Below are 21,941 nucleotides of genomic sequence, written 5' to 3'. Positions count from 1 at the left end.
ATCCCCCTACCGGCGTTGTGCGACGGCGAAGATGCGGCGGAAGGGGAAGACGGTGCCGTGCTCCCCGGCCGGGTAGGCCTCGCGCAGGAGGGCGCCGTAGGCGGCGAGGAACTCCTCCCGGTCGGCCGGGTCGGTGAGCCGGGAGAGGACGGGCCGCAGGGCGGTGCCCTTGACCCACTGCAGCACCGGGTCGGGGCCGGTGAGCAGGGTCAGGTAGGTGGTCTCCCAGACGTCCGCGGTGCAGTCGGCCCCGAGCAGGGTCTGCAGGTACTCGGCGCTGTCGTGCACGCCGGCCCGTTCGGCGCCCTCGCCGAGGGCGTCCCGCCAGCGGGCGCTGCCGCGGAGCCCGGCGAGCAGGGTGTGGCTGGGCGCGTCGAAGTTGCCGGGCACCTGGAAGGCGAGCACCCCACCGGGTCGCAGGGCGGCCGCCCAGCGGGCGACCAGGGGCAGGTGGTCGGCGCGGTCGGCGCCGTCGGGGTTGAGCCACTGCAGGGTGGCGTTGGAGACGATCGCGTCGGGGGCGGCGCCGGCCGGGTCCCAGGTGCGGGCGTCGGCCAGGAGGTAGGCGGCGTGCGGTTCGCCGTCGGTACGGGCGGTGGCGAGCATGTCCGCGGAGTTGTCGACGCCGGTGAGGTGGGCGTCGGGCCAGCGTTCGCGCAGGACGGCGGTGGAGTTGCCGGGGCCGCAGCCGAGGTCGAGGACGACGGGGGCGGCCGGCAGGGCGGGCATCCGGGCGACGAGTTCGTGCAGCGGGCGGGTGCGTTCGTCGGCGAAGCGGAGGTACTGCGCGGGGTCCCAGGCGGTGGCGGGCATGGCGGTCTCCGAAGTATCTCGACATCAAGATATCCAGTCGAGAGGGTGCGCGCGAAAACTCTCGATGTCAAGAGACTTCACATCGACACAACCCCCGATACACTGATCGTCATGGAGGACGAGGTCGACCGCCTGGTCGCAGCATGGCGCCGAGAGCGCCCCGACCTCGACGTGGAACCGCTCGAGGTGCTCAGCCGGGTCAGCCGACTCGCCCGGCACCTGGACCGTGCCCGCCGCACCGCGTTCGCCGAGCACGGCCTGGAGCCGTGGGAGTTCGACGTGCTGACGGCGCTGCGCCGGGCCGGCTCCCCCTACCAGCTCTCCCCCGGCCAGCTGCTCACCCAGACCCTGGTCACCTCCGGCACCATGACCAACCGGATCGACCGGCTCACCGGCAAGAACCTCGTCCGCCGGCTGCCCGACCCGGACGACCGGCGAGGCGTGCTCGTCCGGCTCACCGACGACGGCCGCGACAAGGCCGACCAGGCGCTCGCCGGCCTGCTCGCGCACGAGCGCGAACTCCTCGCCCAGCTCAGCTCCGACCAGCAGGGCGAACTCGCGGCGCTGCTGCGCTGCCTGGTCGCCCCCTTCGACCAGGCCGGCTGACCGCGCCCCGTCGCCGACCCGCCCGGGGCCGCCCGCGCCTCAGAAGCCGTCCGGGTACGGGGTGGCCAGGGCCGGCACCGGGACGGCCTCCGGCGTCCGGTAGCCCGGCAGCAGCTCCGCCAGCCGGTCGCGCACCTCGGCGTCCGCGTTGACCTTCGCCGCCGCGTACAGCCCGGTCAGGCCGCCCGCCAGGTCCTCCGGGCCGCCGTCGTCGGCCACCGTCGCGAAGATCCGGCCGTGCTCGGTCGGCAGCCGTTCCTCGCCCTCCGAGAACAGCGCCTCGTTGAGCTTCTCTCCCGCCCGCAGGCCGGTGTAGCGGATCTCCACGTCCTCCGCGCCGAGCTGCACCTGCCGGGCGAAGTTGTGCACCAGGTCGACGATCCGCACCGGCTCGCCCATGTCGAGCACGAAGACCTCGCCGCCCTCCGCCATCCGGCCGGCTTCCAGCACCAGGCCGACGGCCTCCTCGATGGTCATGAAGAAGCGGGTCACGTCGGGATGGGTGACGGTCACCGGGCCGCCGCTGCGCAGCTGCTCCTCCAGCACCGACAGCAGCGAGCCGCGCGAGCCCAGCACGTTGCCGAACCGGACGGCCGAGAACACCCCGGTGCCCAGGTTCCGGGCGTCGCGGGCGTTCGCCCGGACGATCAGCTCGGCCAGCCGCTTGCTCGCCCCGAGCACGGAGGTCGGATCGGCCGCCTTGTCGGTGGAGATCAGCACGAACCGTTCCACGCCGGTGGCCAGCGCCGCCTCCACCAGGTGGTCGGTGCCGAGGACGTTGGACTTCACCGCCTCGCTCGGGTGCCGCTCCAGCAGCGGCAGGTGCTTGTGCGCCGCCGCGTGGAACACGACCTCCGGCCGCAGGTCGCGGAAGATCTGCTGGATCCGCGGCCGGTCCCGGATGTCCGCGATCACCAGCGAGTCGTCGGTGAGCAGCGCCTCGCCCCAGATCTCCAGCTGGAGCCGGTGCAGGTTGGACTCGTCGTGGTCGAGCATGTACAGCTCGGACGGGTTGAAGGCGTGCACCTGGCGGCAGAGCTCGCTGCCGATCGACCCGCCCGCGCCCGTCACCAGCACCCGGCGGCCCTCGATCACCGCCCGGACGTCCGGCGAGACCACGTGCACCTCGTGCCGGCCGATCAGCGTGTTGACGTCCAGGCTGCGCAGGTCCGAGCCGACCACCTCGCGGCGGAGCGCCGACAGGAAGGACGGCAGGTAGCGGACGGCCGCCCCGGCCGCGGCCGCCGCCGTCGCCAGCGCCCGTACCTGCTGGTGCGGCAGCCCCGGGATCGCCAGCACCACCACCTGCGCGCCGTGCGCCACCGCCAGCGGCGTCAGTCCGGCCAGCGGGCCCAGCACCGGAACGCCGTCCACGGCCGTGCCCGCCTTGGCGGGGTCGTCGTCGAGGACGCCGACCGGGGCGAGGCCGAACTCCGGGGTCCGGATCAGGTCGCGGACCAGCGCCGACCCCGCGGCGCCACCGCCGATCACCAGGGTGCGCAGGCCCGGCGGGCCGGCTGCCGCCCCGGCGACCGGGACGGGCTGTGCATCGGGACGGGCGGCGGTGCTGTGGGGCGACATCTGTCCTCCGGTCTCCCTGACCTGACGGAGTCGGTACCTGGGTGTGGCGTCCGGCCGCTCCCCCGCCCGGCGCGGGCGCGAGGAAACGATTCAGCCGGCGCCCGGGCCTGCGTTCGAGGCGACGGTCGGCGGGTGCGGTGGCTGAGCCGGGGCGGGCGGGGGCAGCGGCTCGGAGGGCGTGATGCCCGCCCGGCGGGCCACCGCGACGGCGGCGAGGGTGGAGTGCACCCCGAGCTTGCCGAGGACGTTCTGCATGTGGGTGCGGACGGTGTGCGGCGAGAGGTACAGCCGTTCGGCGACGGCCTGCCGGCCGAGGCCGGCCACCATGCACCGCAGCACCTCCTCCTCACGGGGGGTCAGCGTGCCGACCAGCCGCTCGCTCTCCGTCCGGTCGCGCCGGGCACTGGTCAACTCCCTTACCACGCCCGTCAGCAGGGCCGGCGGCAGGTGTGTCTCGTCACGCAGCACCCCGCGGACGACGGCCAGCAGCCGCCCCAGCGAGCTCTCCTTGGCGACCCAGCCCGACGCCCCCGCCTGCAGCGCGCGCACGGCGCGGCGCGGGTCGTCGTCGGTGGCGAGCACCACGGCGCGGAGCGCCGGATGGGTGCGACAGATCCGGGCCACCAGGGCGATGCCGTCGCCGGGCGCCGGCGCCGGCGAGGCCTCGCGGCGCGGCAGCGGCACGACCGCGACGGGGAACCTGTCGCGGGAGCGGGCCTGGCCGGGACGGCCGACCGCGGGGGTCAGGTCGGCGTCCACCAGGACGATGTCGTACGGGCGTCCCTCGGCGGCGGCGCGCTCCAGCGCGCGTTCGGCGGCGGCGGCGGTGCCGGCCGCGCCGACCTCGATCTCGGGCTCGGCGGCGAGCGCCGTGGCCAGCGCCTCGGCGAAGATGCGGTGGTCGTCGACCACCAGGACGCGAGTACGTCCCATCGTTCGTCCCCCCTGCTCCGGCGCCGACCCCCCACCGGTACCGGACTCAGCGTACGGGAGGGGCGCGTGAAGGGTGGGGGATTGGTGAAGTTTCTTCATTCCCTAGGGATTTGACCTTCGCGCAGCAACCACGAACCGGGTCCGCGCGGACGGCACGGAGCGCACCGCGAACGGTGCACCCCCGCGCTCCGGTGCCCGTCAGCCGATGCGGTGCGCGCCCCGGGCCGGGACGGCGGTGAAGGTGCGGGGGGCCGCGTAGCCGGCGTCGGTGAAGGCGGTGGCGACGGCGGCGGCGACCGCGTCGAGGGTGTCGGCGGCGGTCAGGGCGATCACGGAGCCGCCGAAGCCGCCGCCGGTCATCCGGGCGCCGAGGGCGCCGGCCGCGACGGCGGTGTCGACCGCGAGGTCGGTCTCGGGGCAGGAGACCTCGTAGTCGTCGCGGAGCGAGGCGTGCCCGGCGGTGAGGATCGGCCCGAGCGCGGCGAGGTCGCCGAGGTCGAGGTGGGCGATCGCCTCCCGGACGCGGGCGTTCTCGGTGACCACGTGCCGTACCAGCGGCCGCAGTTCCGCGGGCAGCCGCTCCAGCGCGGCGGCCAGGACGGCGGGGTCGAGGTCCCGCAGGGCGGGCAGGCCGAGAGTTGCGGCGGCGCGTTCGCAGCCGGCCCTCAGTTCGGCGTAGGCGCCGTCGGCGAGGTCGTGCTTGACCCGGGTGTCGATCACCAGGAGCCGCAGGCCGGCCCCGGCGAGGTCGAGCGGGACCTGCCGCTGGGCGAGGTCGCGGGTGTCCAGGAAGAGCGCGTTGCCCTCGGTGCAGCAGACCGAGGCCATCTGGTCCATGATCCCGCAGGGCACGCCGACGAACTCGTTCTCGGCGCGCTGGGCGAGCCGGGCGAGGGCCGGGCCGTCGAGGCCGAGGCCGTGCAGGTCGTTGTAGGCGGTGGCGACCACGCACTCGATGGCGGCCGAGGAGGACAGGCCCGCCCCGGTCGGCACCGAGCTGTCGATGCGGACGTCGGCGCCGCCGACCCCGTACCCGGCCGCGCGCAGCGTCCACACCACGGCGGCCGGGTACTTGGCCCAGCCGTCCACACTGCCGGGGACGAGATCGGCCACCGCGAGCTCCACCGGACCGCCCCCGGCCTGCTCGCTGTGCAGGCGGAGCAGGCCGTCGGTGCGGAGCCGGACGTCGGCGCGGGCGGCCTGCGGCAGGGCCACGGGCAGCACGAAGCCGTCGTTGTAGTCGGTGTGTTCGCCGATCAGGTTGACCCGGCCGGGCGCAGCCCAGACCCCTGCCGGGGCGGCGCCGTCGCGGACGGACTGGGCATCTGTCATCGGGCTCGCTTCTCCAGGGTGAAGGCCCAGGCGTCGGCGACGATGTCGTCGAGCTCGGGGCGGCGGGGCCGCCAGCCGAGCGCCTCGCGGGCGCGGGCGGCGGAGGCGACCAGGACGGCCGGGTCGCCGGGGCGGCGCTCGGCGGTGACGACGGGGATCTCGCGGCCGGTCACGCGCTTGACGGACTCGATGACCTGGCGGACGGAGAAGCCGTTGCCGTTGCCGAGGTTGCAGATCAGGTGCTCGCCGGGCCGGGCGGCGTCGAGGGCGAGCAGGTGGGCCTCGGCGAGGTCCGCGACGTGGATGTAGTCGCGGATGCAGGTGCCGTCCGGGGTCGGGTAGTCGTCGCCGTAGACGGCGATGTGCGGGCGCTGGCCGAGGGCGGCCTGGAAGACCAGCGGGATGAGGTGCGACTCGGGGTCGTGGCGCTCGCCGTACTCACCGTGGGCGCCGGCCACGTTGAAGTAGCGCAGCGAGACGGCGGCGAGGCCGTGGGCGACGGCCTCGCCGGTGATCAGGTGGTCGACGGCGAGCTTGGTGGCGCCGTAGGTGTTGGTGGGCGCGGTGCGGGCGGTCTCCGCGATCGGGACGGCCTCGGGCTCGCCGTAGACGGCGGCGGTGGAGGAGAAGACGAGCTTGCGCACACCGGCCTTGCGCATCGCGGAGATCAGCTCCAGGGAGCCGGCCACGTTGTTGCGCCAGTACTTCTCCGGGTCGGCGACGGACTCGCCGACCTGCGAGGAGGCGGCGAAGTGCAGGACGCCGTCGTAGGAGCCGTCGAGCACCTCGGCGGCGTCCTGGATCCGGCCGCGGACGAACTCGGCACCCGCCGGGACGCCCTCGGCGAAGCCGGTCGAGAGGTCGTCGAGCACGGTGACCTGGTGTCCGGCCTCCAGCAGGTGGGCGGCGACCACGCTGCCCACATACCCGGCACCACCCGTGACCAGGTACTTACTCATGATGCGACCTCCCGCAGGCGCTGTGCCGCCGTCTCGGGCGACACGTCGTTGACGAACGCGTCCATGCCGGACTCGACGCCGGCGAGGAACTTGAGCTTGCCCACCGTACGACGGATCGTGAACAGCTCCAGGTGCAGTGCCAGCTCCTCTCCTCCGAGGGCGGGCGCCTGGTGCCAGGCCGCGATGTACGGCGTCGGCTGGGCCTGCTCATTCTGCCCGGGCTCGATGAACAGCCGGTCGAAGCGGCGCAGCAGTTCCAGGAGGACGGCGGGGAGCTCGGCGCGTTCGGCCTCGGTGAGGCCGGTCAGGTCGGGCACCCGGCGGTTCGGGTGGAGGTGCACCTCGTAGGGCCAGCGGGCGGCGAACGGGACGAAGGCCGTCCAGTGCTCGCCGGCCAGCACCACCCGGACGGGGTCGGCGCGTTCGGCGGCGAGCAGGTCCTCGAAGAGGTTGCGGCCGGTGCGGGCCCGGTGGTCGGCGGCGCGTGCCGCGGCGCGGGCCGTGCGCGGGGTGACGAAGGGGAAGGCGTAGATCTGCCCGTGCGGGTGGGCGAGGGTGACGCCGATCTCCGCGCCGCGGTTCTCGAAGCAGTACACCTGGCGCACGTCCGGCAGGGCGGACAGCTCGGCCGTCCGGTCCGTCCAGGCGTCGAGGACGAGGCGGGCGTGCCGCTCGTCGAGGTCGGCGAAGGACTTCGCGTGGTCGGCGGTGAAGCAGACCACCTCGCAGCGGCCGGTGCCGGCGGCGGACTCGGCGACCGGGTGGTGGTGGTCGGCCGCGTGCGCGGCGGCGTCGGCGGCCAGGGACGGGAAGCGGTTCTCGAAGACCGCGACCTGGTAGTCGGCGGCGGGGATCTCGCTGAGCCGGCCGTCGCGGGACGGGCAGAGCGGGCACTCGTCGGCCGGCGGGTGGTAGGTGCGGGCCTGCCGGTGGGCGGCGACGGTCACCCAGTCGCCGCTGACCGGGTCCCGGCGGATCTCGGAGAGGCTGGCCGCGGGCTCCAGCGGGCGCAGGTCGGCACAGTCCCGCAGCACGGAGCCGTCCGTGTCGAAGTAGATGAGCTCGCGGCCGTCCGCGAGCTTGGTGACGGTCTTCTTCACGATGGACTGCTCCGATCTCCTCGCTCTCCAACATATTCGAACACCACCGACCACAAGTCAACATCCGAGGGGGTTCGCGAAGGGTCAGGCGGACCGGTCCACCCGGTCCAGCAGTCCGGTCCTGGCGGCCACCGCCGCCGCCTCCAGCCGGGAGCGGGCGCCCAGCTTCACCAGCACCCGCTGGACGTGGGTGCGCGCGGTGCTGGAGGCGATGCCCATCCCCGCGGCGATCGCCGCGGTGTCCTCGCCCTCGGCGATCCGCGCCAGCACCTGGGCCTCGCGCCGGGTGAGCAGCCGCAGCAGCCGCACGGCGTCGTCGTCCGGCTCGGCGGCCGGGCGCAGCAGCGCCTCGAAGGCACCCCGCAGCACGTCGACGGCGACCGCGGCCTCGCCCGCCCGGACCCGGGCGACGGCACGCTCGACGACCTCGATCCGCTCGTCGCTGCGCACGTAGCCGGCCGCGCCGGCGGCGAAGGCCGCCGCCACCCGCCCGGGGTCGCCGACCGGGCCGAGCACCACGACGGCCAACTCGGGCCGCTCCGCCCGCAGCTGCCGCAGCGGGCCGAACGGGTCGGCGTCCTCGGCCGGCTCGGCGATCCCCAGCAGGCAGACCTCGGGCCGCCGCCCGGCGACCAGACCGCCGACGGCGGCGGCGGGCGCCCCCACGGCGAGGACGCGGTGCCCGCGCAGCCGCAGGGCGGCCGCCAGGGCCTCGGCCAGCAGGCGGTGGTCGTCGACGATCACGAGCCGAACGCCCACGGCGCCCTCCCCCAGTCCCCCGCGCCGTTCCGCCGGGGACCTCCGCACCCGGCCCGGTGCGTGACGCACCATCACAGCGCATCCCCGGCGGGTCCGCCAGGCCGCCTGGCGGCCCGGAACGGGACTCGGGGCCGGTCCGGGGAAGATCCGGGAAAGGCCCGGGGAATACATACGGGGAAACGCCGAAGGCCCCCGCCGTGCGGCGAGGGCCTTCGAGCTCCGTGGAGCCCCCATGCGGAATCGAACCGCAGACCTTCTCCTTACCATGGAGACGCTCTACCGACTGAGCTATAGGGGCTTGTTCTCGGTGTGTTCCCGGTGTTCCCCGCGAACGAGGAAGACATTACAGGGTGGGCGGCCGGAAAGGGAAATCGGTCGCGGGCGCTTCGATCGGGCCCCGGATCAGTCCTGCGGGGCGCAGGCCCCGCCGTGCGCCCGGTCGAAACGCTCGCGCGCCGCCACCACCTGACCGGCGTAGGACTCGACCCAGTCACCGAGCGGGGCGATCCGCTCCGCGAGGGTGCGGCCCAGCGGCAGCAGCCCGTAGACGACCCGCGGCGGGGTCTCCGGGTGGACGGTGCGCAGCACCAGCCCGTCCCGCTCCAGGGCGCGCAGGGACTGGGTGAGCATCTTGCGGCTGACCCCGCCGACCGCGCGCTGGAGCTCGGAGAACCGCTGCTCGCCGCAGCTGTGCAGGCTCAGCAGGAGCAGCAGCGACCACTTGTCGGCGAGCTCGGCGAACACGTCCCGGCTGGGGCAGACGGCGGCGAAGATGTCGAACCCCTGGTCGCCGCCGGGACAGGCGCCCGGGGTCTCGGGGCGCGGGTCGGCGGTCTGCTGGGGAGTGGCCATACCGCAAGGGTAGCGCCGGCGGTCTCCAATCGGGAGTTGGTAACCATCGGAAACCTGGTCTACATTGGAGACCGTCAAGCCCCGGCCGGCCCGTCCGTCCGGCCGCCCGGGCATCCGTCCGCCCTCTTCGAGGAGTCATCCCGCATGACGACCGCCATCCGTCCCACCGTCGCCATCGCCTACCACTCCGGCTACGGCCACACCGCCGTGCTGGCCGAGGCCGTCGCCCGCGGTGCCGCCGCGGCCGGCGCCGACGCGGTGCAGATCGCCGTGGACGCCATCACCGAGGAGCAGTGGGCGCAGCTCGACGCCGCCGACGCGATCGTCTTCGGCTCGCCGACCTACATGGGCACCGCCTCCGGCGCCTTCCACGCCTTCGCCGAGGCCAGCTCCAAGCGCTGGTTCGGCCAGACCTGGAAGGACAAGCTGGCCGCCGGCTTCACCAACTCCGCCTCGAAGAGCGGCGACAAGCTGCACACCCTGCAGTTCTTCACGGTGCTCGCCGCCCAGCACGGCATGCACTGGGTGAACCTGGGCCTGCACCCGGGCTGGAACTCCACCACCGCCTCGGAGAACGACCTCAACCGCCTCGGCCTGTTCCTCGGCGCCGGCGCCCAGACCAACAACGACCAGGGCCCGGAGGGCGTCCACAAGGCCGACATCGCCACCGCCGAGCACCTCGGCGAGCGGGTCGCCAACCAGGCCGCGATCACCCTGGCCGGCCGGGCCGCCCTGGCCGTCTGACGCACCGGCACCCCGACGCGCCGTCACCGCCCGGCCGCCGCACCCCCACCCAGCACGGGGGTCCGGCGGCCGGCCGCGTCCAGCTCCGCCCCGCGGGTCTCCGGCAGGCCGAGCAGGCACAGCACCGACACCCCGCCGAGCGCCGCCAGGTACCAGCCGACCGGCACGGCCGTCCCGTACGCGGCGGTCAGCCGGGTCGCCACCAGCGGCGCCGTCGCCCCGCCCACCACGCCCGCCAGGTTGTAGGCCAGCGCCGCCCCCGTGTAGCGCACCCGGGTCGGGAAGAGCTCCGGCAGGTACGAGGCGACCGGCCCGAGCATCGCGCCGAGCAGCGCCATCGCCCCGAGCAGGGCGAGCGCGATCCACGCCGTCCGGCCCGTCTCCAGCAGCGGGAAGAGCACCGCCGACCAGAGCGCCGCCAGGGCCGTCGCGGTGGCCAGCGTCCGCCGCCGGCCGAACCGGTCGCTCGCCCGCGAGGCGAGCACCACCGTGCCGCCCTTCAGCACCGCGCCCGCCATCAGGAGGCCGAGCACCGGGGTCCTGGCCACCCCCAGGTCCGCCGTCAGGTGCGCCAGCGCGTAGGTGGTCGTCAGGTAGAACAGCGCGTACCCGGACATCACCGCACCCGCACCGAGCAGCACCGGGCGGCCGTGCCGGGCCAGCACCTCCGCCACCGGCACCCGCGAGCGCGCCCGCTCCGCGCGGAACACCGGGCTCTCCGCCACCCGCAGCCGGACGAACAGGCCGATCGCCACCAGCACCAGGGACGCCAGGAACGGCACCCGCCAGCCCCAGGCGAGGAAGGCCGCCTCGTCCAGCACCGCGCCCAGCACCAGGAAGACCCCCGTCGCCAGGAAGAATCCGGCGCACGGCCCGAGTTGCAGCAGGCCGCCGTACCGGCCGCGGCGGCCCGCCGGGGCGTGCTCCGCGAGCAGCAGGGCCGCCCCGCCCCATTCGCCGCCCAGCCCCAGCCCCTGGCAGAAGCGCAGCACCGTGAGCAGCACCGGCGCCCAGCCGCCCCACCGGCCGTAGTCGGGCAGCAGGCCCACCGCCGCGGTGGACAGGCCCATCAGCAGCAGCGACACCACCAGGGTCGCCCGCCGGCCGAGCCGGTCGCCGAAGTGCCCGAACAGCACCGCGCCCAGCGGGCGGGCCACGAAGGCCACCGCGTAGACGGAGAAGGCGGCGAGCAGCGAGCCGACCGCCCCCAGCCCGGGGAAGAAGACCCGGCCGAAGACCAGGGCGGCGGCCGTGCCGTAGATGAAGAAGTCGTAGAACTCGACGGCGGTGCCGAGGAGGGCCGCGGCGGCCACCCGGCGCAGCGCTGCCGGATCGCCCGCTGATGTGATGTCATGTGCCATGACGCCCACCCTGGCAAGGCGCTGAGCTGCGAGGACAGCAGGCACACGGGTGATTCGGGAGCGAACGGCCGGACGGGAGCCGGGGTGGTGCGCCGCCCGGGGCGCGGCGGTATGGTGGCCGCCTCCGCCTCCGAAAGGCCGCACGTGAACAACGTGTTCGACGACAACGGCGTGTTCGACAAGCTCTTCGCCGTGCTCTGCCTCGCGCTCACCCTGCTGCTGCTCGACCTGGGCGTCGCCCAGTACCGCCACGGGGGTTCGGCCGCCTGGGCGCTCCTCGCCGCGGCCCTGCTGCCCGCCGCCGGCTGGGAGACCGTCCGCCGGTTCCGCCCCAGGCGCTGAGCGCCGCGGAACGCCGAAGGGCGCCCCGGCGGGGCGCCCTTCGGCGTGGACGTCAGACCTGTTCGGCCAGCTCCAGCCAGGCCATCTCCAGCTCCTCCTTCTCGTCACGGACCTTCCGCAGTTCGGCGTCCAGTTCCGCGACCTTGGAGAAGTCGGCGGCGTGCTCGGCGAGCCGGGCGTGCAGCTTGGACTCCCGGTCGTCCAGCTTGGCGATCTGCCGCTCCAGCTTCTGCATCTCCTTCTTCACCGCCCGGGTGTCCGCGGCGGGCTTCGCCGGTGCGGCCGGGGCCGCGGCGGCGGCCGGCGCGGCCGACTCGGCCATCCGGGCCCGCCGCTCCAGGTACTCGTCGACGCCGTTCGGCAGCATCCGCATCCGCCGGTCGCCGAGCAGCGCGTAGACGGTGTCGGTGGTGCGCTCGATGAAGAAGCGGTCGTGGCTGATCACGATCATCGAGCCGGGCCAGCCGTCGAGGAGGTCCTCCAGCTGGTTGAGGGTCTCGATGTCGAGGTCGTTGGTGGGCTCGTCGAGGAAGAGCACGTTGGGCTCGTCCATCAGCAGCCGCAGCAGCTGGAGGCGGCGGCGCTCGCCGCCGGACAGGTCGCCCACCGGCGTCCACTGCTTGTCCTTGCCGAAGCCGAACTGCTCGCAGAGCTGACCCGCGCTCATCTCCCGGCCCTTGCCGAGGTCGACGCGGCCGCGGACCTGCTCGACGGCCTGCAGCACCCGGGTCGCCGGGTCCAGCTCGGCGACCTCCTGCGAGAGGTACGCCAGGCGCACGGTCTTGCCGACCTTGATCACGCCGCCGGCCGGCTGCACGTCGCCCTCGGTCGCGTACGCGGCCTGCATGGCCCGCAGCAGCGAGGTCTTGCCGGCGCCGTTGACGCCGAGCAGGCCGATCCGGTCGCCGGGGCCGAGCTGCCAGGTCAGGTGGTCCAGCAGGTGCTTGGGGCCGGCCTTGATGCTCACGCCCTCCAGGTCGAACACCGTCCGGCCGAGGCGGGCGTTGGCGAACTTCATCAGCTCGGACTTGTCGCGCGGCTCCGGCACGTCGGCGATCAGCGCGTTGGCGGCCTCGATCCGGTAGCGCGGCTTGGAGGTGCGGGCCGGGGCGCCGCGGCGCAGCCACGCCAGCTCCTTGCGGGCCAGGTTCTGCCGCTTCTGCTCCTCGGTCGCCTCGATCCGGGAGCGCTCGGCGCGGGCGAAGACGTAGTCGGAGTAGCCGCCCTCGTACTCGCGGACCTCGCCGCGCTGGACGTCCCACATCCGGGTGCAGACCTGGTCGAGGAACCAGCGGTCGTGGGTGACGCAGACCAGCGCCGAACGGCGGGCCTGCAGGTGGCGGGCGAGCCAGGCGATGCCCTCCACGTCGAGGTGGTTGGTGGGCTCGTCCAGGACGATCAGGTCGGGCTCGCCGAGCAGCAGCTTGGCCAGCGCGATCCGGCGGCGCTCGCCGCCGGAGAGCGGGCCGATCACGGTGTCCAGGCCGTCGGCGAAGCCCGGCAGGTCGAGGCCGCCGAACAGGCCCTCGATGATGTCGCGGATCCGGGAGTCGCCGAGCCACTCGTGGTCGGCCCGGTCGGCGATCACCTCGTGCCGGATGGTGGCCTCGGGGTCGAGGGAGTCGTGCTGGGTGAGGACGGCCATCTGCAGGCCGCCGGAGTGGGTGATCCGCCCGCTGTCCGGCTCCTCCAGCTTGGCGAGCATCCGGATCAGGGTGGTCTTGCCGTCGCCGTTGCGCCCGACGACGCCGATCCGGTCCCCCTCGCTGACGCCGAGGCTCACCCCGTCCATCAGGGCACGGGTGCCGTACACCTTGGTGACGGACTCGATGGTGGCGAGGTTGACGGCCACTGCTGCTGCGCTCCTGGGAGGGGGTCGGGAGGTGTCTCCGGCCACCCAGCCTAGTGGGAGGCCGGAACGTCCCGGCCCGATGCTCCGGCGCGGTACCGTGCGAGGGTCGCAGCAGCGAACCGGAGAGCGGGAGGTGTGCGGTGACCGCGGTGGAGGACCGGCCGCAGATGCTGGCCGAGGAGTTCGAGCGCATCGCCCTGGCGGCCGAGCGCGAGGGTGTGCGGATGGAGTTCATCCACGGGCGGATCGGAGTCAAGGCGGTGCCGGACGGCGACCACGACGAGATCATCCGCTGGGTGATGGAGCAGTGCATGCAGCAGCGCCCGGACCTGTGGCTCTACCCGGAGCGCGGGCTGCGGGTGGAGACCTACCGCAAGGGCCACGCCAAGCCGGACGGTGTGCTGTCCCCCAAGGGGAGCTTCGCCGGCCAGGGCGAGTGGGCCTCCGCCGACAGTGCCGTCATGGTGGTCGAGGTGACCTCGTACGACACCGACACCGACCGCCGCGACCGGGACGAGAAGCCGCGGGCCTATGCGGAGACCGGCATCCCGGTCTACCTGCTGGTCGACCGGGACAGCTGCGAGGTGCTGGTCTTCAGCGAGCCCGAGGACGGGCAGTACGTGAGCCTGGTGCGGCGGCCGTTCGGCAAGACCGTCGTGCTGCCCGACCCGGTGGGGATCGGCCTGGACACCGAGCCGTTCAAGGCCTGGGTGCGCTGACCTCCGCGCCCGGGACGGGGCCGTGGGTGGCGTGGGCGGTGCGGCAGGTGCCGGAGGTCCGCAGGGCGGCGGCGATCGCCTCGGCGGACTCGGCGTCCTTGGCGAGGAAGGCGCAGGTCGGGCCGGAGCCGGAGACCAGGGCGCCGATCGCGCCGGCCCCGGTGCCCGCGTGCAGGGTGTCGGCGAGCGAGGGCCGCAGCGAGAGGGCGGCGGCCTGCAGGTCGTTGGTGAGCGCGGCCGCCAGTGCGACCGGGTCGCCGGAGGCGAGGGCGGCGAGCAGCGCCGGGTCGGCGTCCGGGGTGGGGACGTGGGCCTGCGAGGAGCCGGTGCCGGCCTCCTCGCGGAGCCGGTCGCACTCGCGGAAGACGGCCGGGGTGGAGAGCCCGCCGTCGGCGACCGCGAACACCCAGTGGAAGGTGCCGGCGACCGGCAGCGCGTCCAGGATCTCGCCGCGGCCGCGGCCCAGCGCGACCCCGCCGAGCAGGGCGAACGGCACGTCGGAGCCGAGCTCGGCGGCGAGCTCCAGCAGGGTCCCGATCGGGGTGGCCAGGCCCCAGAGCGCGTCGCAGGCGACCAGGGCGGCGGCGCCGTCCGCGCTGCCGCCGGCCATCCCGCCGGCCACCGGGATGGCCTTGGCGATGTGCAGGTGGACGCCCGGGTCGGCGAGGCCGTGGTGGGCGGCGAGCAGCCGGGCCGCGCGGGCGGCGAGGTTGCTGTCGTCCAGCGGGACGGACGCCGCGTCGGGGCCGGTGCAGGAGAGCGTGACGCCCTCGCCGGGGGTGGCGGTGACCTCGTCGAAGAGGCCGACGGCGAAGAAGACGTTGGCCAGGTCGTGGAAGCCGTCGGCGCGCAGGCCGCCGACGCCGAGCTGGACGTTGACCTTGGCGGGGACGCGAACCGTGATCATTTCTGGGCCTCGGGCTTGTGCTCGGCGATGGCGGCGAACTGTTCGACCGTCAGCATCTCGCCGCGCAGCTTGTGGTCGATTCCGGCGGCGGCGAGCGCCTGTTCGGCGCCGGCGGGCGATCCGGCCCAGCCGGCCAGGGCGGCCCGCAGGGTCTTGCGGCGCTGGGCGAACGCGGCGTCGACCACGGCGAACACCTCGGCGCGGGAGGCGGAGGTCTTCGGCGGGTCGCGGCGGATCAGCGACACCAGCCCGGAGTCGACGTTCGGCGCGGGCCAGAACACGTTGCGGCCGATCGCACCGGCCCGCTTCACCTCGGCGTACCAGTTGGCCTTCACCGAGGGCACGCCGTACACCTTGTTGCCGGGCTTGGCGGCGAGCCGGTCGGCGACCTCGCTCTGCACCATCACCAGGGTGCGCTCGATGCTCGGGAAGGTCTGCAGCATGTGCAGCAGCACCGGGACCGCCACGTTGTAGGGCAGGTTGGCGACCAGCGCGGTGGGCGCCGGGCCGGGCAGCTCGGTGACCTCCATGGCGTCGCTCAGCACCAGGTCGAAGTCCTTCGCCTTCTCCGGCATCCGGGAGGCGACGGTGGTCGGCAGGTGCCGGGCGAGCAGCGGGTCGATCTCGACGGCGGTGACGTGCGCGGCCACCTCCAGCAGCGCCAGGGTCAGCGAGCCGAGCCCGGGGCCGACCTCGACCACGCTGTCCTCGGCGGTCACCCCGCCGGCGCGGACGATCCGCCGCACGGTGTTGCCGTCGATGACGAAGTTCTGCCCGCGCTGCTTGGTCGGCTTCACGCCGAAGGCGGCCGCCAGCTCGCGGATGTCGGCCGCGCCGAGCAGGTGGTGGTCGGCGGCGGGTGCGGGATCGGTGCTGCTCACCCCGCAAGGATACGGGCGCCGCGGCGCCCCCGGCTTCGACGGCCTCCCGGTGGGGCCTCAGTAACCGAAGGCGCGGGCGGTGTTCGCGGCGATCGCGGTGGCCATCTCGTCCTCGCCGATGCCGCGGTGGGCTGCCATGGCGCGGAGGGTGACCGGGATCAGGTAGGGGGCGTTGGGGCGGCCGCGGAAGGGGTGCGGGGTGAGGAAGGGCGCGTCCGTCTCGATCAGGACGCGGTCGAGCGGGGTCACCGCGAGGGCCCCGCGCAGGGCGTGGTTGGCCTTGTAGGTGACCGGGCCGGCGAAGGAGAGGTACCAGCCGTGCTCGGCGCAGACCTCGGCCATCGCGGCGTCGCCGGAGTAGCAGTGGAAGACGGTGCGCTCGGGCGCGCCCTCCTCCAGGAGCAGGGCGATGACGTCCTCGTGGGCGTCCCGGTCGTGGATGACCAGGGCCTTGCCGTGCCGCTTGGCGATCTCGATGTGGCGCCGGAAGGACTCCTTCTGGATGTCCACGCCCTCCGGACCGGTGCGGAAGTAGTCGAGGCCGGTCTCGCCGACCGCCTTGACCTGCGGCAGGGCGGCGAGGGCGTCGATCTCGGCGAGCGCCTCGTCGAGGGCGGCGGCCCCGCCGGGGGCCCGGTGCTGCCCGGACCAGCCGTCGGGGTCGCCGAGGAAGATCCGCGGCGCCTCGTTGGGGTGCAGGGCGACGGCCGCGTGCACGGCCTCGAACTCGGCGGCGAGCTCCGCCGCCCAGCGCGAGCCGCGCACGTCGCAGCCGACCTGGACGACCGTGGTCACCCCGACCGAGGCGGCCCTGGCGAGGCCCTCGGCGGGGGTGCCGTCCTGCATGTCCAGGTGGGTGTGCGAGTCGGCCACCGCCACGGCCAGGGGTTCCGGCAGCGGCGGCGGGGTCGACCGGTCGTCGTCCTTCTTGGCCATCAGGAGGCGGGCTTCTCTTCCAGGCGGGGGAACAGGATGTCGCCCTTGGTGACGGTGGCGCCGACGGGCAGCCGGCCCCAGTCGGCGACGGTGGCGATCGTCTGGTCGGCGAGGGCGCCGAGGCCCTCCTCCGCGCCGAGCGAGTCCCACAGCTTGGCGGAGGTCGCCGGCATCAGCGGGTTGAGCAGCACGGCGGTGGCGCGCAGCGCCTCGGCCGCGGTGTAGAGGATCGTGGCGAGGCGGGCCTGCCCCTCCTCCGAGGTGTCCTTGGCGACCTTCCACGGCTCCTGCTCGGTGAGGTAGCCGTTGACCAGCTTGACGAACTCGAAGATCGCCGCGATGCCTCCGGCGAAGTCCAGCTCCTCGCCGATCTTCGCGTCGGCCTCGGCCGCGGCCTTGGCCAGGCCGTCGACGACGGCCTGCTCGGCGGCGCCGGCGGCGGTGGCCGCGGGCAGCTTGCCCCCGTGGTACTTGCCGACCATGGCGGCCACGCGGGAGGCGAGGTTGCCGAAGTCGTTGGCGAGCTCGGAGGTGTACCGGGCGGTGAAGTCCTCCCAGGAGAACGAGCCGTCGGTGCCGAACGGGATCGCCCGCAGGAAGTAGTAGCGGTAGGCGTCCACGCCGAAGTGCGAGGTGAGGTCGGTGGGCGCGATGCCGGTCAGGTTGGACTTGGACATCTTCTCGCCTCCGACCATCAGCCAGCCGTTGGCGACGACCCGCTTGGGCAGCGGCAGGCCCGCGGCCATCAGCATGGCCGGCCAGATGACCGCGTGGAAGCGGAGGATGTCCTTGCCGACCAGGTGGACGGAGGCCGGCCACAGCTCGGCGAAGCGCTCCGGGTCGGCGCCGTAGCCGGCGGCGGTGATGTAGTTCTGCAGCGCGTCGACCCACACGTAGAGGACGTGCTTCTCGTCCCAGGGCAGCGGCACGCCCCAGTTGAAGGTGGAGCGGGAGATCGAGAGGTCCTGCAGGCCCTGCTCGACGAAGCGCAGCACCTCGTTGCGGGCGGAGGCGGGCGCGATGAAGTCCGGGTTGGCCGCGTAGAACTCCAGCAGCTTCGGGCCGTAGGCGGAGAGGCGGAAGAAGTAGTTCTCCTCCTCCAGCCACTCGACCGGCCGCTTGTGGATCGGGCAGAGCTTCTCGTCCTCGGTGGCGCCGGGGAGCAGCTCGCCCGGGAGCTTGTACTCCTCGCAGCCGACGCAGTACGGGCCGGAGTAGCCGCCCTTGTAGATCTCGCCCTTGTCGTGGAGGTCCTGGACGAACTCCTGCACGCGGTCGGTGTGCCGCTGCTGGGTGGTGCGGATGAAGTCGTCGTTGGCGATGTCCAGGTGCTGCCAGAGCGGCTTCCACGCCTCCTCGACCAGCTTGTCGCACCACTCCTGCGGGGTGACGCCGTTGGCCTCGGCGGTCCGCATGATCTTCTGACCGTGCTCGTCGGTACCCGTGAGGTACCAGACGTCCTCGCCGCGCTGGCGGTGCCAGCGGGTGAGGACGTCGCCCGCGACCGTGGTGTACGCGTGGCCCAGGTGCGGGCGGTCGTTCACGTAGTAGATCGGGGTCGTGACGTAGTACGCCGAGCGCGGGGCGTCGGTGGTGCTGTGGTCTTCAGTGGCCGCCATGCCACCGAATCTTAGTCGCGCGAAGGAACCGCCCTCGACCGATTACCGGCCCGGGCCCGGCCCCTCCGGCGTCGGCGGGGCCGGGCGGGCGGGCCGGATCAGTCGGCCCGGTGCCCGAAGAAGCCGAACCAGCGGCGGCGCTGCCCGGCGGGCACCGGGTGCTGCTCCTCGGCCGCGGCGCGCCGCGGCTCCTCGGGTTCGGGGTGGCTCTGGTAGCCGGGCGCGTGGTGCACCTGGCCCTCGGCGCCGGCCACCCGGCCCTCGCGCATGATCCGGACCTTGTGGCCGCCGCAGCCCGGGCAGGTGGGCTCGCGCAGCGGCGAGGGGACCCGGACGCCGTTCGCCTTGTACTCGAAGACGATGCGGCCCTCCCGGTCCACGTGGTGCTCGATGTCGTACGCCTGCTCCCAGCCGTAGCCGCAGCTCAGGCACGCGAAGGAGTACGCCTCCCGAACGGTTTCGACCTTCGGGGGCCGCCGGGTGGTCAGTCCGACGCCGCTGGGCGTTTCGCCAGTCAGAGGGCTACCGATCGTCTCGCTCATAGCCGTCTCCCAGGTGCCCGCCGGACGGTCGTCCGGCTCGGGTCTTCATCCCGGACGATTCCCGCGCGGGCGGGTTTCCCACCCGACTTGTCAAGTCTTGGACGTGCGTTGGGAAGACCTGTACGCAGCCGGTGCAACGCGGGCACTGCCGGGGTGCTTCCCTCCACGGTACGACCGGCACCCGCGGGGAGCACGCCTGGTCAGCCCGCGTTCTTCGCGGCCACCACGGCGTCGAAGACCTCGCGCTTGGGCAGGCCGAGATCCGCGGCGACGGCGGCGATGGCCTCCTTGCGGCGCTCCCCGGCCTCCTCGCGGACGGCGACCCGGCGGGCGAGCTCGGCGGGGCCGACCTCCTCCGGCGCGGCGGGCGGGGCGCCGGCCACCACGACGGTGATCTCGCCCTTGACGCCGTCGGCGGCCCAGGCGGCCAGCTCGGCCAGCGGGCCGCGGCGGACCTCCTCGTAGGTCTTGGTGAGTTCGCGGCAGACCGCGCCGGGGCGGTCGCCGCCGAAGGCCTCGGCCATCGCGGCGAGCGTCTCGGCGATCCGGTGCGGGGCCTCGAAGAAGACCATGGTGCGCGGTTCGGCGGCGACGGCGGCGAGCTGGCGGGCCCGGTCGCCGGCCTTGCGGGGCAGGAAGCCCTCGAAGGTGAAGCGGTCGACCGGCAGGCCGGAGAGGGCGAGCGCGGTGAGCACCGCGGACGGGCCGGGCACCGCGGTGACCCGGATGCCGGCCGCGACGGCCGCGTCGACCAGCCGGTAGCCGGGGTCGGAGACCGAGGGCATGCCGGCGTCGGTGACCAGCAGCACCCGGGCGCCGCCGCGCAGCGCCTCGACGAGTTCGGGGGTGCGGGCGACCTCGTTGCCCTCGAAGTACGACACCACCCGGCCGGTCGGGGCGACGCCGAGCGCCTGGGTCAGCCGGCGCAGCCGCCGGGTGTCCTCGGCGGCGACGACGTCGGCCCCGGCGAGCTCGGTGAGCAGCCTGGGCGGGGCGTCGCCCACGTCGCCGATGGGGGTTCCTGCGAGCACGAGTACACCTGTCACGGACACCATCCTCCCAGGGCCGGGCGAGTGCCGGGCCGGGCACCGGGACAGCGGGGCGAACGGTGACGAACCGGGCGGGTTCGCGGGGGAGGTCCCCGGGGCCCTCCTGCTTCCGGGGGGAGCGCCCCTACGATGTGGCGCGTGAGCGGCGACACGGCATCCGAGGCGCCCGGGGGCGCGGACCACACCGACCAGGGCGGCGTGGCGCTGCTGAGCGCGTCCACGGCGGCGCCCGGCGGCGCACCCGCGGTTCCGGGCCTGCCCGGGCCGCGCGGCCCGGAACCGGAGCCGGAACGGCCGTTCTGGCGGCGGCGGCTGGAGCGCGCGGGGTACCGCGCGGCGGAGCCGCTGCCGGTGGCGCAGCGGCTGGTGCCGCCGATGCCGGACGGCCCGGGGGTGACCCCGGCGGTGGTGCCGCCCTCGCCGGTGCTGCTGCAGCTGGGGCTGCGCCTGCCGGACGGGCTGTGGTCGTGGCTGTGCCGCTGGTCGGGCTGGATCGGCCCGGTGGCGGTGGCGGTCTTCGGCGGTCTGCTGCGGTTCTGGCACCTGGGCACGCCGAAGGCGCTGATCTTCGACGAGACGTACTACGCCAAGGACGCGTACTCGCTCTGGCGGGGCGGCTACGAGACCAGCTGGGCGGACGACGCCAACAACCTGATCACCGCGGGGCACCCGACGGTGCCGTACCGGGCGGACCCGGCGTACATCGTCCATCCGCCGGTCGGCAAGTGGATCATCGGCCTGGGCGAGCAGGTCTTCGGGATGAACCCGCTGGGCTGGCGGTTCATGACGGCGGTGCTCGGCACGCTGTCGATCCTGATGATCGCCCGGATCGGGCGGCGGCTGTTCCGCTCGACGCTGCTGGGCTGCGTGGCGGGGCTGCTGCTCGCGGTCGACGGCCTGCACTTCGTGATGAGCCGGACGGCGCTGCTCGACCTGGTGGTGATGTTCTGGTTCGTGGCGGCGTTCGGCTTCCTGCTGCTGGACCGGGACCGGACGCGGGGCGTCGTCGCACGGCGGCTGGAGGCCGGTGCGGGCCCGGACTGGGTGTTCCTCGGCTGGCGGCCGTACCGGCTGGCGGCGGGCGTCTCGCTGGGCCTGATGACCGCGACCAAGTGGAGCGGCCTGTACGCGCTGCTGGCGTTCGCGGTGATGGGCGTGCTCTGGGACGCCTCGACCCGCCGGGCGGCGGGCAACCACCGGTGGCTGCTGTGGGGCCTGTTCGACGCGGTGGTGGCGCTGCCGCTGCTGTTCGCGGTCACCGTCGGCGTGTACCTGGCCTCCTGGACGGGCTGGTTCCTCAGCAGCGCGGTGCCCGGCAAGGGCGGCTACGGCCGCGACTGGGCGGAGCACCGGGCCGGCCTGTCGCCGGACCACCTGATGGGCCTGCCGCTGCCGCAGTTCGACGTGAGCTGGGTCCCGGCGGGCCTGCGCAGCCTGTGGCACTACCACGCCACCATGTACGACTTCCACGTCCACCTGACCAGCCCGCACACCTACCAGTCGAACCCGTGGAGCTGGCTGCTGCTCGGCCGGCCGGTCTCCTTCTTCTACGAGTCGCCGAAGGTCGGCCAGGCGGGCTGCACGGCGACCGAGTGCGCCCGCGAGGTGCTGGGCATCGGCACCCCGGTGCTGTGGTGGGCCGGCATCGCGGCGCTGGCGTACTGCCTGTACCGCTGGGCGGTGCGGCGCGACTGGCGGGCCGGGGCCGTCCTGTGCGGGGTGGCCGCGGGCTACCTGCCGTGGTTCGGCTACCAGCAGCGCACGATCTTCCTGTTCTACGCGGTCGCCTTCGTGCCGTTCCTGGTGCTGGCGGTGACCATGATGATCGGCGCCCTGCTCGGCCCGGCGGGCGCCGGCCGGGACCGCCGGCTGGTCGGCGGCGCGGCGGCCGGACTGCTCGTTTTCGCGGTCATGTGGAACTTTCTGTACTTCCACCCCCTGTATACGGGGGAGACGATCCCGATGGACGACTGGCGGGCCAGGATGTGGTTCACCAGCTGGATCTGACCGCCGCCCGCGGACGACGGATGTGTCACGAGTGACCGAAGTGTCGT

Annotated in this window: 21 protein-coding genes and 1 tRNA gene; 5 read left to right on the top strand and 17 right to left on the bottom strand. The window is 74.1% G+C overall.

The window, feature by feature from the left end:
• Positions 1-6: 6 nt before the first annotated feature.
• Positions 7-813, bottom strand: a complete 807-nt coding sequence (locus AB0442_RS25205) for a methyltransferase domain-containing protein (RefSeq protein ID WP_366165505.1) — start codon at positions 811-813, stop codon at positions 7-9.
• A 111-nt stretch (positions 814-924) separates the two neighbouring features.
• On the opposite strand from AB0442_RS25205, the gene AB0442_RS25200 reads away from it, so the two are divergent.
• Positions 925-1,419: a MarR family transcriptional regulator gene (locus tag AB0442_RS25200; protein WP_363541401.1), complete on the top strand. Its 495-nt coding sequence runs from the start codon at positions 925-927 to the stop codon at positions 1,417-1,419.
• Between the two features lie 39 nt (positions 1,420-1,458).
• Here AB0442_RS25200 and AB0442_RS25195 read toward each other — a convergent pair whose 3' ends face one another.
• The 8 genes from AB0442_RS25195 to AB0442_RS25160 form a co-directional block, all read right to left on the bottom strand.
• On the bottom strand, positions 1,459-3,000 hold the full coding sequence (locus AB0442_RS25195) for a nucleoside-diphosphate sugar epimerase/dehydratase (RefSeq protein WP_366165503.1): 1,542 nt from the start codon (positions 2,998-3,000) through the stop codon (positions 1,459-1,461).
• Between the two features lie 90 nt (positions 3,001-3,090).
• Positions 3,091-3,933: a response regulator transcription factor gene (locus AB0442_RS25190; RefSeq protein WP_366165501.1), complete on the bottom strand. Its 843-nt coding sequence runs from the start codon at positions 3,931-3,933 to the stop codon at positions 3,091-3,093.
• A 198-nt stretch (positions 3,934-4,131) separates the two neighbouring features.
• Positions 4,132-5,265 carry a galactokinase gene (galK, locus tag AB0442_RS25185; protein WP_366165500.1) on the bottom strand — a complete coding sequence of 378 codons (1,134 nt, stop codon included), beginning with the start codon at positions 5,263-5,265 and terminating at the stop codon, positions 4,132-4,134.
• On the bottom strand, positions 5,262-6,224 hold the full coding sequence (gene galE / locus AB0442_RS25180; RefSeq protein WP_366165498.1) for a UDP-glucose 4-epimerase GalE: 963 nt from the start codon (positions 6,222-6,224) through the stop codon (positions 5,262-5,264). The genes galK and galE overlap by 4 nt, the downstream gene beginning before the upstream one ends.
• The gene (gene galT / locus AB0442_RS25175) at positions 6,221-7,324 is read right to left on the bottom strand and encodes a galactose-1-phosphate uridylyltransferase (RefSeq protein ID WP_366165496.1); all 1,104 of its coding nucleotides are present in this window, start codon (positions 7,322-7,324) and stop codon (positions 6,221-6,223) included. The genes galE and galT overlap by 4 nt, the downstream gene beginning before the upstream one ends.
• Positions 7,325-7,408: 84 nt before the next feature.
• On the bottom strand, positions 7,409-8,083 hold the full coding sequence (locus AB0442_RS25170; RefSeq protein ID WP_366165494.1) for a LuxR C-terminal-related transcriptional regulator: 675 nt from the start codon (positions 8,081-8,083) through the stop codon (positions 7,409-7,411).
• A gap of 222 nt (positions 8,084-8,305) precedes the next feature.
• Positions 8,306-8,381, bottom strand: a tRNA-Thr gene (locus AB0442_RS25165).
• A gap of 104 nt (positions 8,382-8,485) precedes the next feature.
• Positions 8,486-8,935 (bottom strand): helix-turn-helix domain-containing protein, encoded by a 450-nt coding sequence (locus AB0442_RS25160; protein WP_366165492.1) that lies wholly within the window; start codon positions 8,933-8,935, stop codon positions 8,486-8,488.
• Between the two features lie 144 nt (positions 8,936-9,079).
• Between AB0442_RS25160 and AB0442_RS25155 the strand changes: the two genes are divergently transcribed.
• On the top strand, positions 9,080-9,679 hold the full coding sequence (locus AB0442_RS25155; RefSeq protein ID WP_344622015.1) for a flavodoxin family protein: 600 nt from the start codon (positions 9,080-9,082) through the stop codon (positions 9,677-9,679).
• Between the two features lie 23 nt (positions 9,680-9,702).
• Here the strand turns inward: AB0442_RS25155 and AB0442_RS25150 are convergent, their stop codons facing one another.
• A complete protein-coding gene (locus AB0442_RS25150; RefSeq protein WP_366165490.1) occupies positions 9,703-11,040 on the bottom strand; it encodes an MFS transporter in 1,338 nt (445 codons plus the stop codon).
• A 144-nt stretch (positions 11,041-11,184) separates the two neighbouring features.
• Between AB0442_RS25150 and AB0442_RS25145 the strand changes: the two genes are divergently transcribed.
• On the top strand, positions 11,185-11,382 hold the full coding sequence (locus tag AB0442_RS25145) for a hypothetical protein (protein WP_344622017.1): 198 nt from the start codon (positions 11,185-11,187) through the stop codon (positions 11,380-11,382).
• Between the two features lie 52 nt (positions 11,383-11,434).
• Here AB0442_RS25145 and AB0442_RS25140 read toward each other — a convergent pair whose 3' ends face one another.
• A complete protein-coding gene (locus AB0442_RS25140) occupies positions 11,435-13,234 on the bottom strand; it encodes an ABC-F family ATP-binding cassette domain-containing protein (protein WP_366165488.1) in 1,800 nt (599 codons plus the stop codon).
• 140 nt (positions 13,235-13,374) lie between these two features.
• On the opposite strand from AB0442_RS25140, the gene AB0442_RS25135 reads away from it, so the two are divergent.
• On the top strand, positions 13,375-13,953 hold the full coding sequence (locus AB0442_RS25135; protein ID WP_366165486.1) for a Uma2 family endonuclease: 579 nt from the start codon (positions 13,375-13,377) through the stop codon (positions 13,951-13,953).
• Here the strand turns inward: AB0442_RS25135 and AB0442_RS25130 are convergent.
• From AB0442_RS25130 to rsmI, 6 genes are all read right to left on the bottom strand, one after another.
• Complete coding sequence (locus tag AB0442_RS25130) at positions 13,934-14,860, bottom strand: 4-(cytidine 5'-diphospho)-2-C-methyl-D-erythritol kinase (protein WP_366165484.1); 927 nt, start codon at positions 14,858-14,860, stop codon at positions 13,934-13,936. The genes AB0442_RS25135 and AB0442_RS25130 overlap by 20 nt on opposite strands.
• Positions 14,857-15,741, bottom strand: coding sequence for a 16S rRNA (adenine(1518)-N(6)/adenine(1519)-N(6))-dimethyltransferase RsmA (gene rsmA, locus AB0442_RS25125; RefSeq protein ID WP_344622021.1), 885 nt, complete (start codon positions 15,739-15,741; stop codon positions 14,857-14,859). The genes AB0442_RS25130 and rsmA overlap by 4 nt, the downstream gene beginning before the upstream one ends.
• A gap of 57 nt (positions 15,742-15,798) precedes the next feature.
• A complete protein-coding gene (locus tag AB0442_RS25120; protein ID WP_366165482.1) occupies positions 15,799-16,677 on the bottom strand; it encodes a TatD family hydrolase in 879 nt (292 codons plus the stop codon).
• Positions 16,677-18,296 carry a methionine--tRNA ligase gene (gene metG / locus AB0442_RS25115; RefSeq protein WP_366165480.1) on the bottom strand — a complete coding sequence of 540 codons (1,620 nt, stop codon included), beginning with the start codon at positions 18,294-18,296 and terminating at the stop codon, positions 16,677-16,679. Before metG ends, AB0442_RS25120 begins: the two co-directional genes overlap by 1 nt.
• 98 nt (positions 18,297-18,394) lie before the next feature.
• On the bottom strand, positions 18,395-18,838 hold the full coding sequence (locus tag AB0442_RS25110) for a hypothetical protein (protein WP_344622025.1): 444 nt from the start codon (positions 18,836-18,838) through the stop codon (positions 18,395-18,397).
• A gap of 200 nt (positions 18,839-19,038) precedes the next feature.
• Positions 19,039-19,884 (bottom strand): 16S rRNA (cytidine(1402)-2'-O)-methyltransferase, encoded by an 846-nt coding sequence (gene rsmI / locus AB0442_RS25105; RefSeq protein WP_366165479.1) that lies wholly within the window; start codon positions 19,882-19,884, stop codon positions 19,039-19,041.
• Positions 19,885-20,016: 132 nt separating this feature from the next.
• On the opposite strand from rsmI, the gene AB0442_RS25100 reads away from it, so the two are divergent.
• Positions 20,017-21,894 carry a phospholipid carrier-dependent glycosyltransferase gene (locus tag AB0442_RS25100; protein WP_366165477.1) on the top strand — a complete coding sequence of 626 codons (1,878 nt, stop codon included), beginning with the start codon at positions 20,017-20,019 and terminating at the stop codon, positions 21,892-21,894.
• Positions 21,895-21,941: the final 47 nt, after the last annotated feature.

Source organism: Kitasatospora sp. NPDC085895 (assembly GCF_040702125.1).
Classification (GTDB): Bacteria; Actinomycetota; Actinomycetes; order Streptomycetales; family Streptomycetaceae; genus Kitasatospora; species Kitasatospora arboriphila.
The sequence above is the reverse complement of the archived record's forward strand: the minus strand, read 5'-3'. Positions and strand labels throughout refer to the sequence as shown.

What these genes read in the sequence shown, in the direction of transcription:
- AB0442_RS25205 (WP_366165505.1), bottom strand. Translation starts at nt 813, where the DNA reads ATGCCCGCCACCGCCTGGGACCCCGCGCAGTACCTCCGCTTCGCCGAC.
- AB0442_RS25200 (WP_363541401.1), top strand. Translation starts at nt 925, where the DNA reads ATGGAGGACGAGGTCGACCGCCTGGTCGCAGCATGGCGCCGAGAGCGC.
- AB0442_RS25195 (WP_366165503.1), bottom strand. Translation starts at nt 3,000, where the DNA reads ATGTCGCCCCACAGCACCGCCGCCCGTCCCGATGCACAGCCCGTCCCG.
- AB0442_RS25190 (WP_366165501.1), bottom strand. Translation starts at nt 3,933, where the DNA reads ATGGGACGTACTCGCGTCCTGGTGGTCGACGACCACCGCATCTTCGCC.
- galK (WP_366165500.1), bottom strand. Translation starts at nt 5,265, where the DNA reads ATGACAGATGCCCAGTCCGTCCGCGACGGCGCCGCCCCGGCAGGGGTC.
- galE (WP_366165498.1), bottom strand. Translation starts at nt 6,224, where the DNA reads ATGAGTAAGTACCTGGTCACGGGTGGTGCCGGGTATGTGGGCAGCGTG.
- AB0442_RS25160 (WP_366165492.1), bottom strand. Translation starts at nt 8,935, where the DNA reads ATGGCCACTCCCCAGCAGACCGCCGACCCGCGCCCCGAGACCCCGGGC.
- AB0442_RS25155 (WP_344622015.1), top strand. Translation starts at nt 9,080, where the DNA reads ATGACGACCGCCATCCGTCCCACCGTCGCCATCGCCTACCACTCCGGC.
- AB0442_RS25150 (WP_366165490.1), bottom strand. Translation starts at nt 11,040, where the DNA reads ATGGCACATGACATCACATCAGCGGGCGATCCGGCAGCGCTGCGCCGG.
- AB0442_RS25130 (WP_366165484.1), bottom strand. Translation starts at nt 14,860, where the DNA reads ATGATCACGGTTCGCGTCCCCGCCAAGGTCAACGTCCAGCTCGGCGTC.
- AB0442_RS25120 (WP_366165482.1), bottom strand. Translation starts at nt 16,677, where the DNA reads ATGGCCAAGAAGGACGACGACCGGTCGACCCCGCCGCCGCTGCCGGAA.
- metG (WP_366165480.1), bottom strand. Translation starts at nt 18,296, where the DNA reads ATGGCGGCCACTGAAGACCACAGCACCACCGACGCCCCGCGCTCGGCG.
- AB0442_RS25110 (WP_344622025.1), bottom strand. Translation starts at nt 18,838, where the DNA reads ATGAGCGAGACGATCGGTAGCCCTCTGACTGGCGAAACGCCCAGCGGC.
- AB0442_RS25100 (WP_366165477.1), top strand. Translation starts at nt 20,017, where the DNA reads ATGTGGCGCGTGAGCGGCGACACGGCATCCGAGGCGCCCGGGGGCGCG.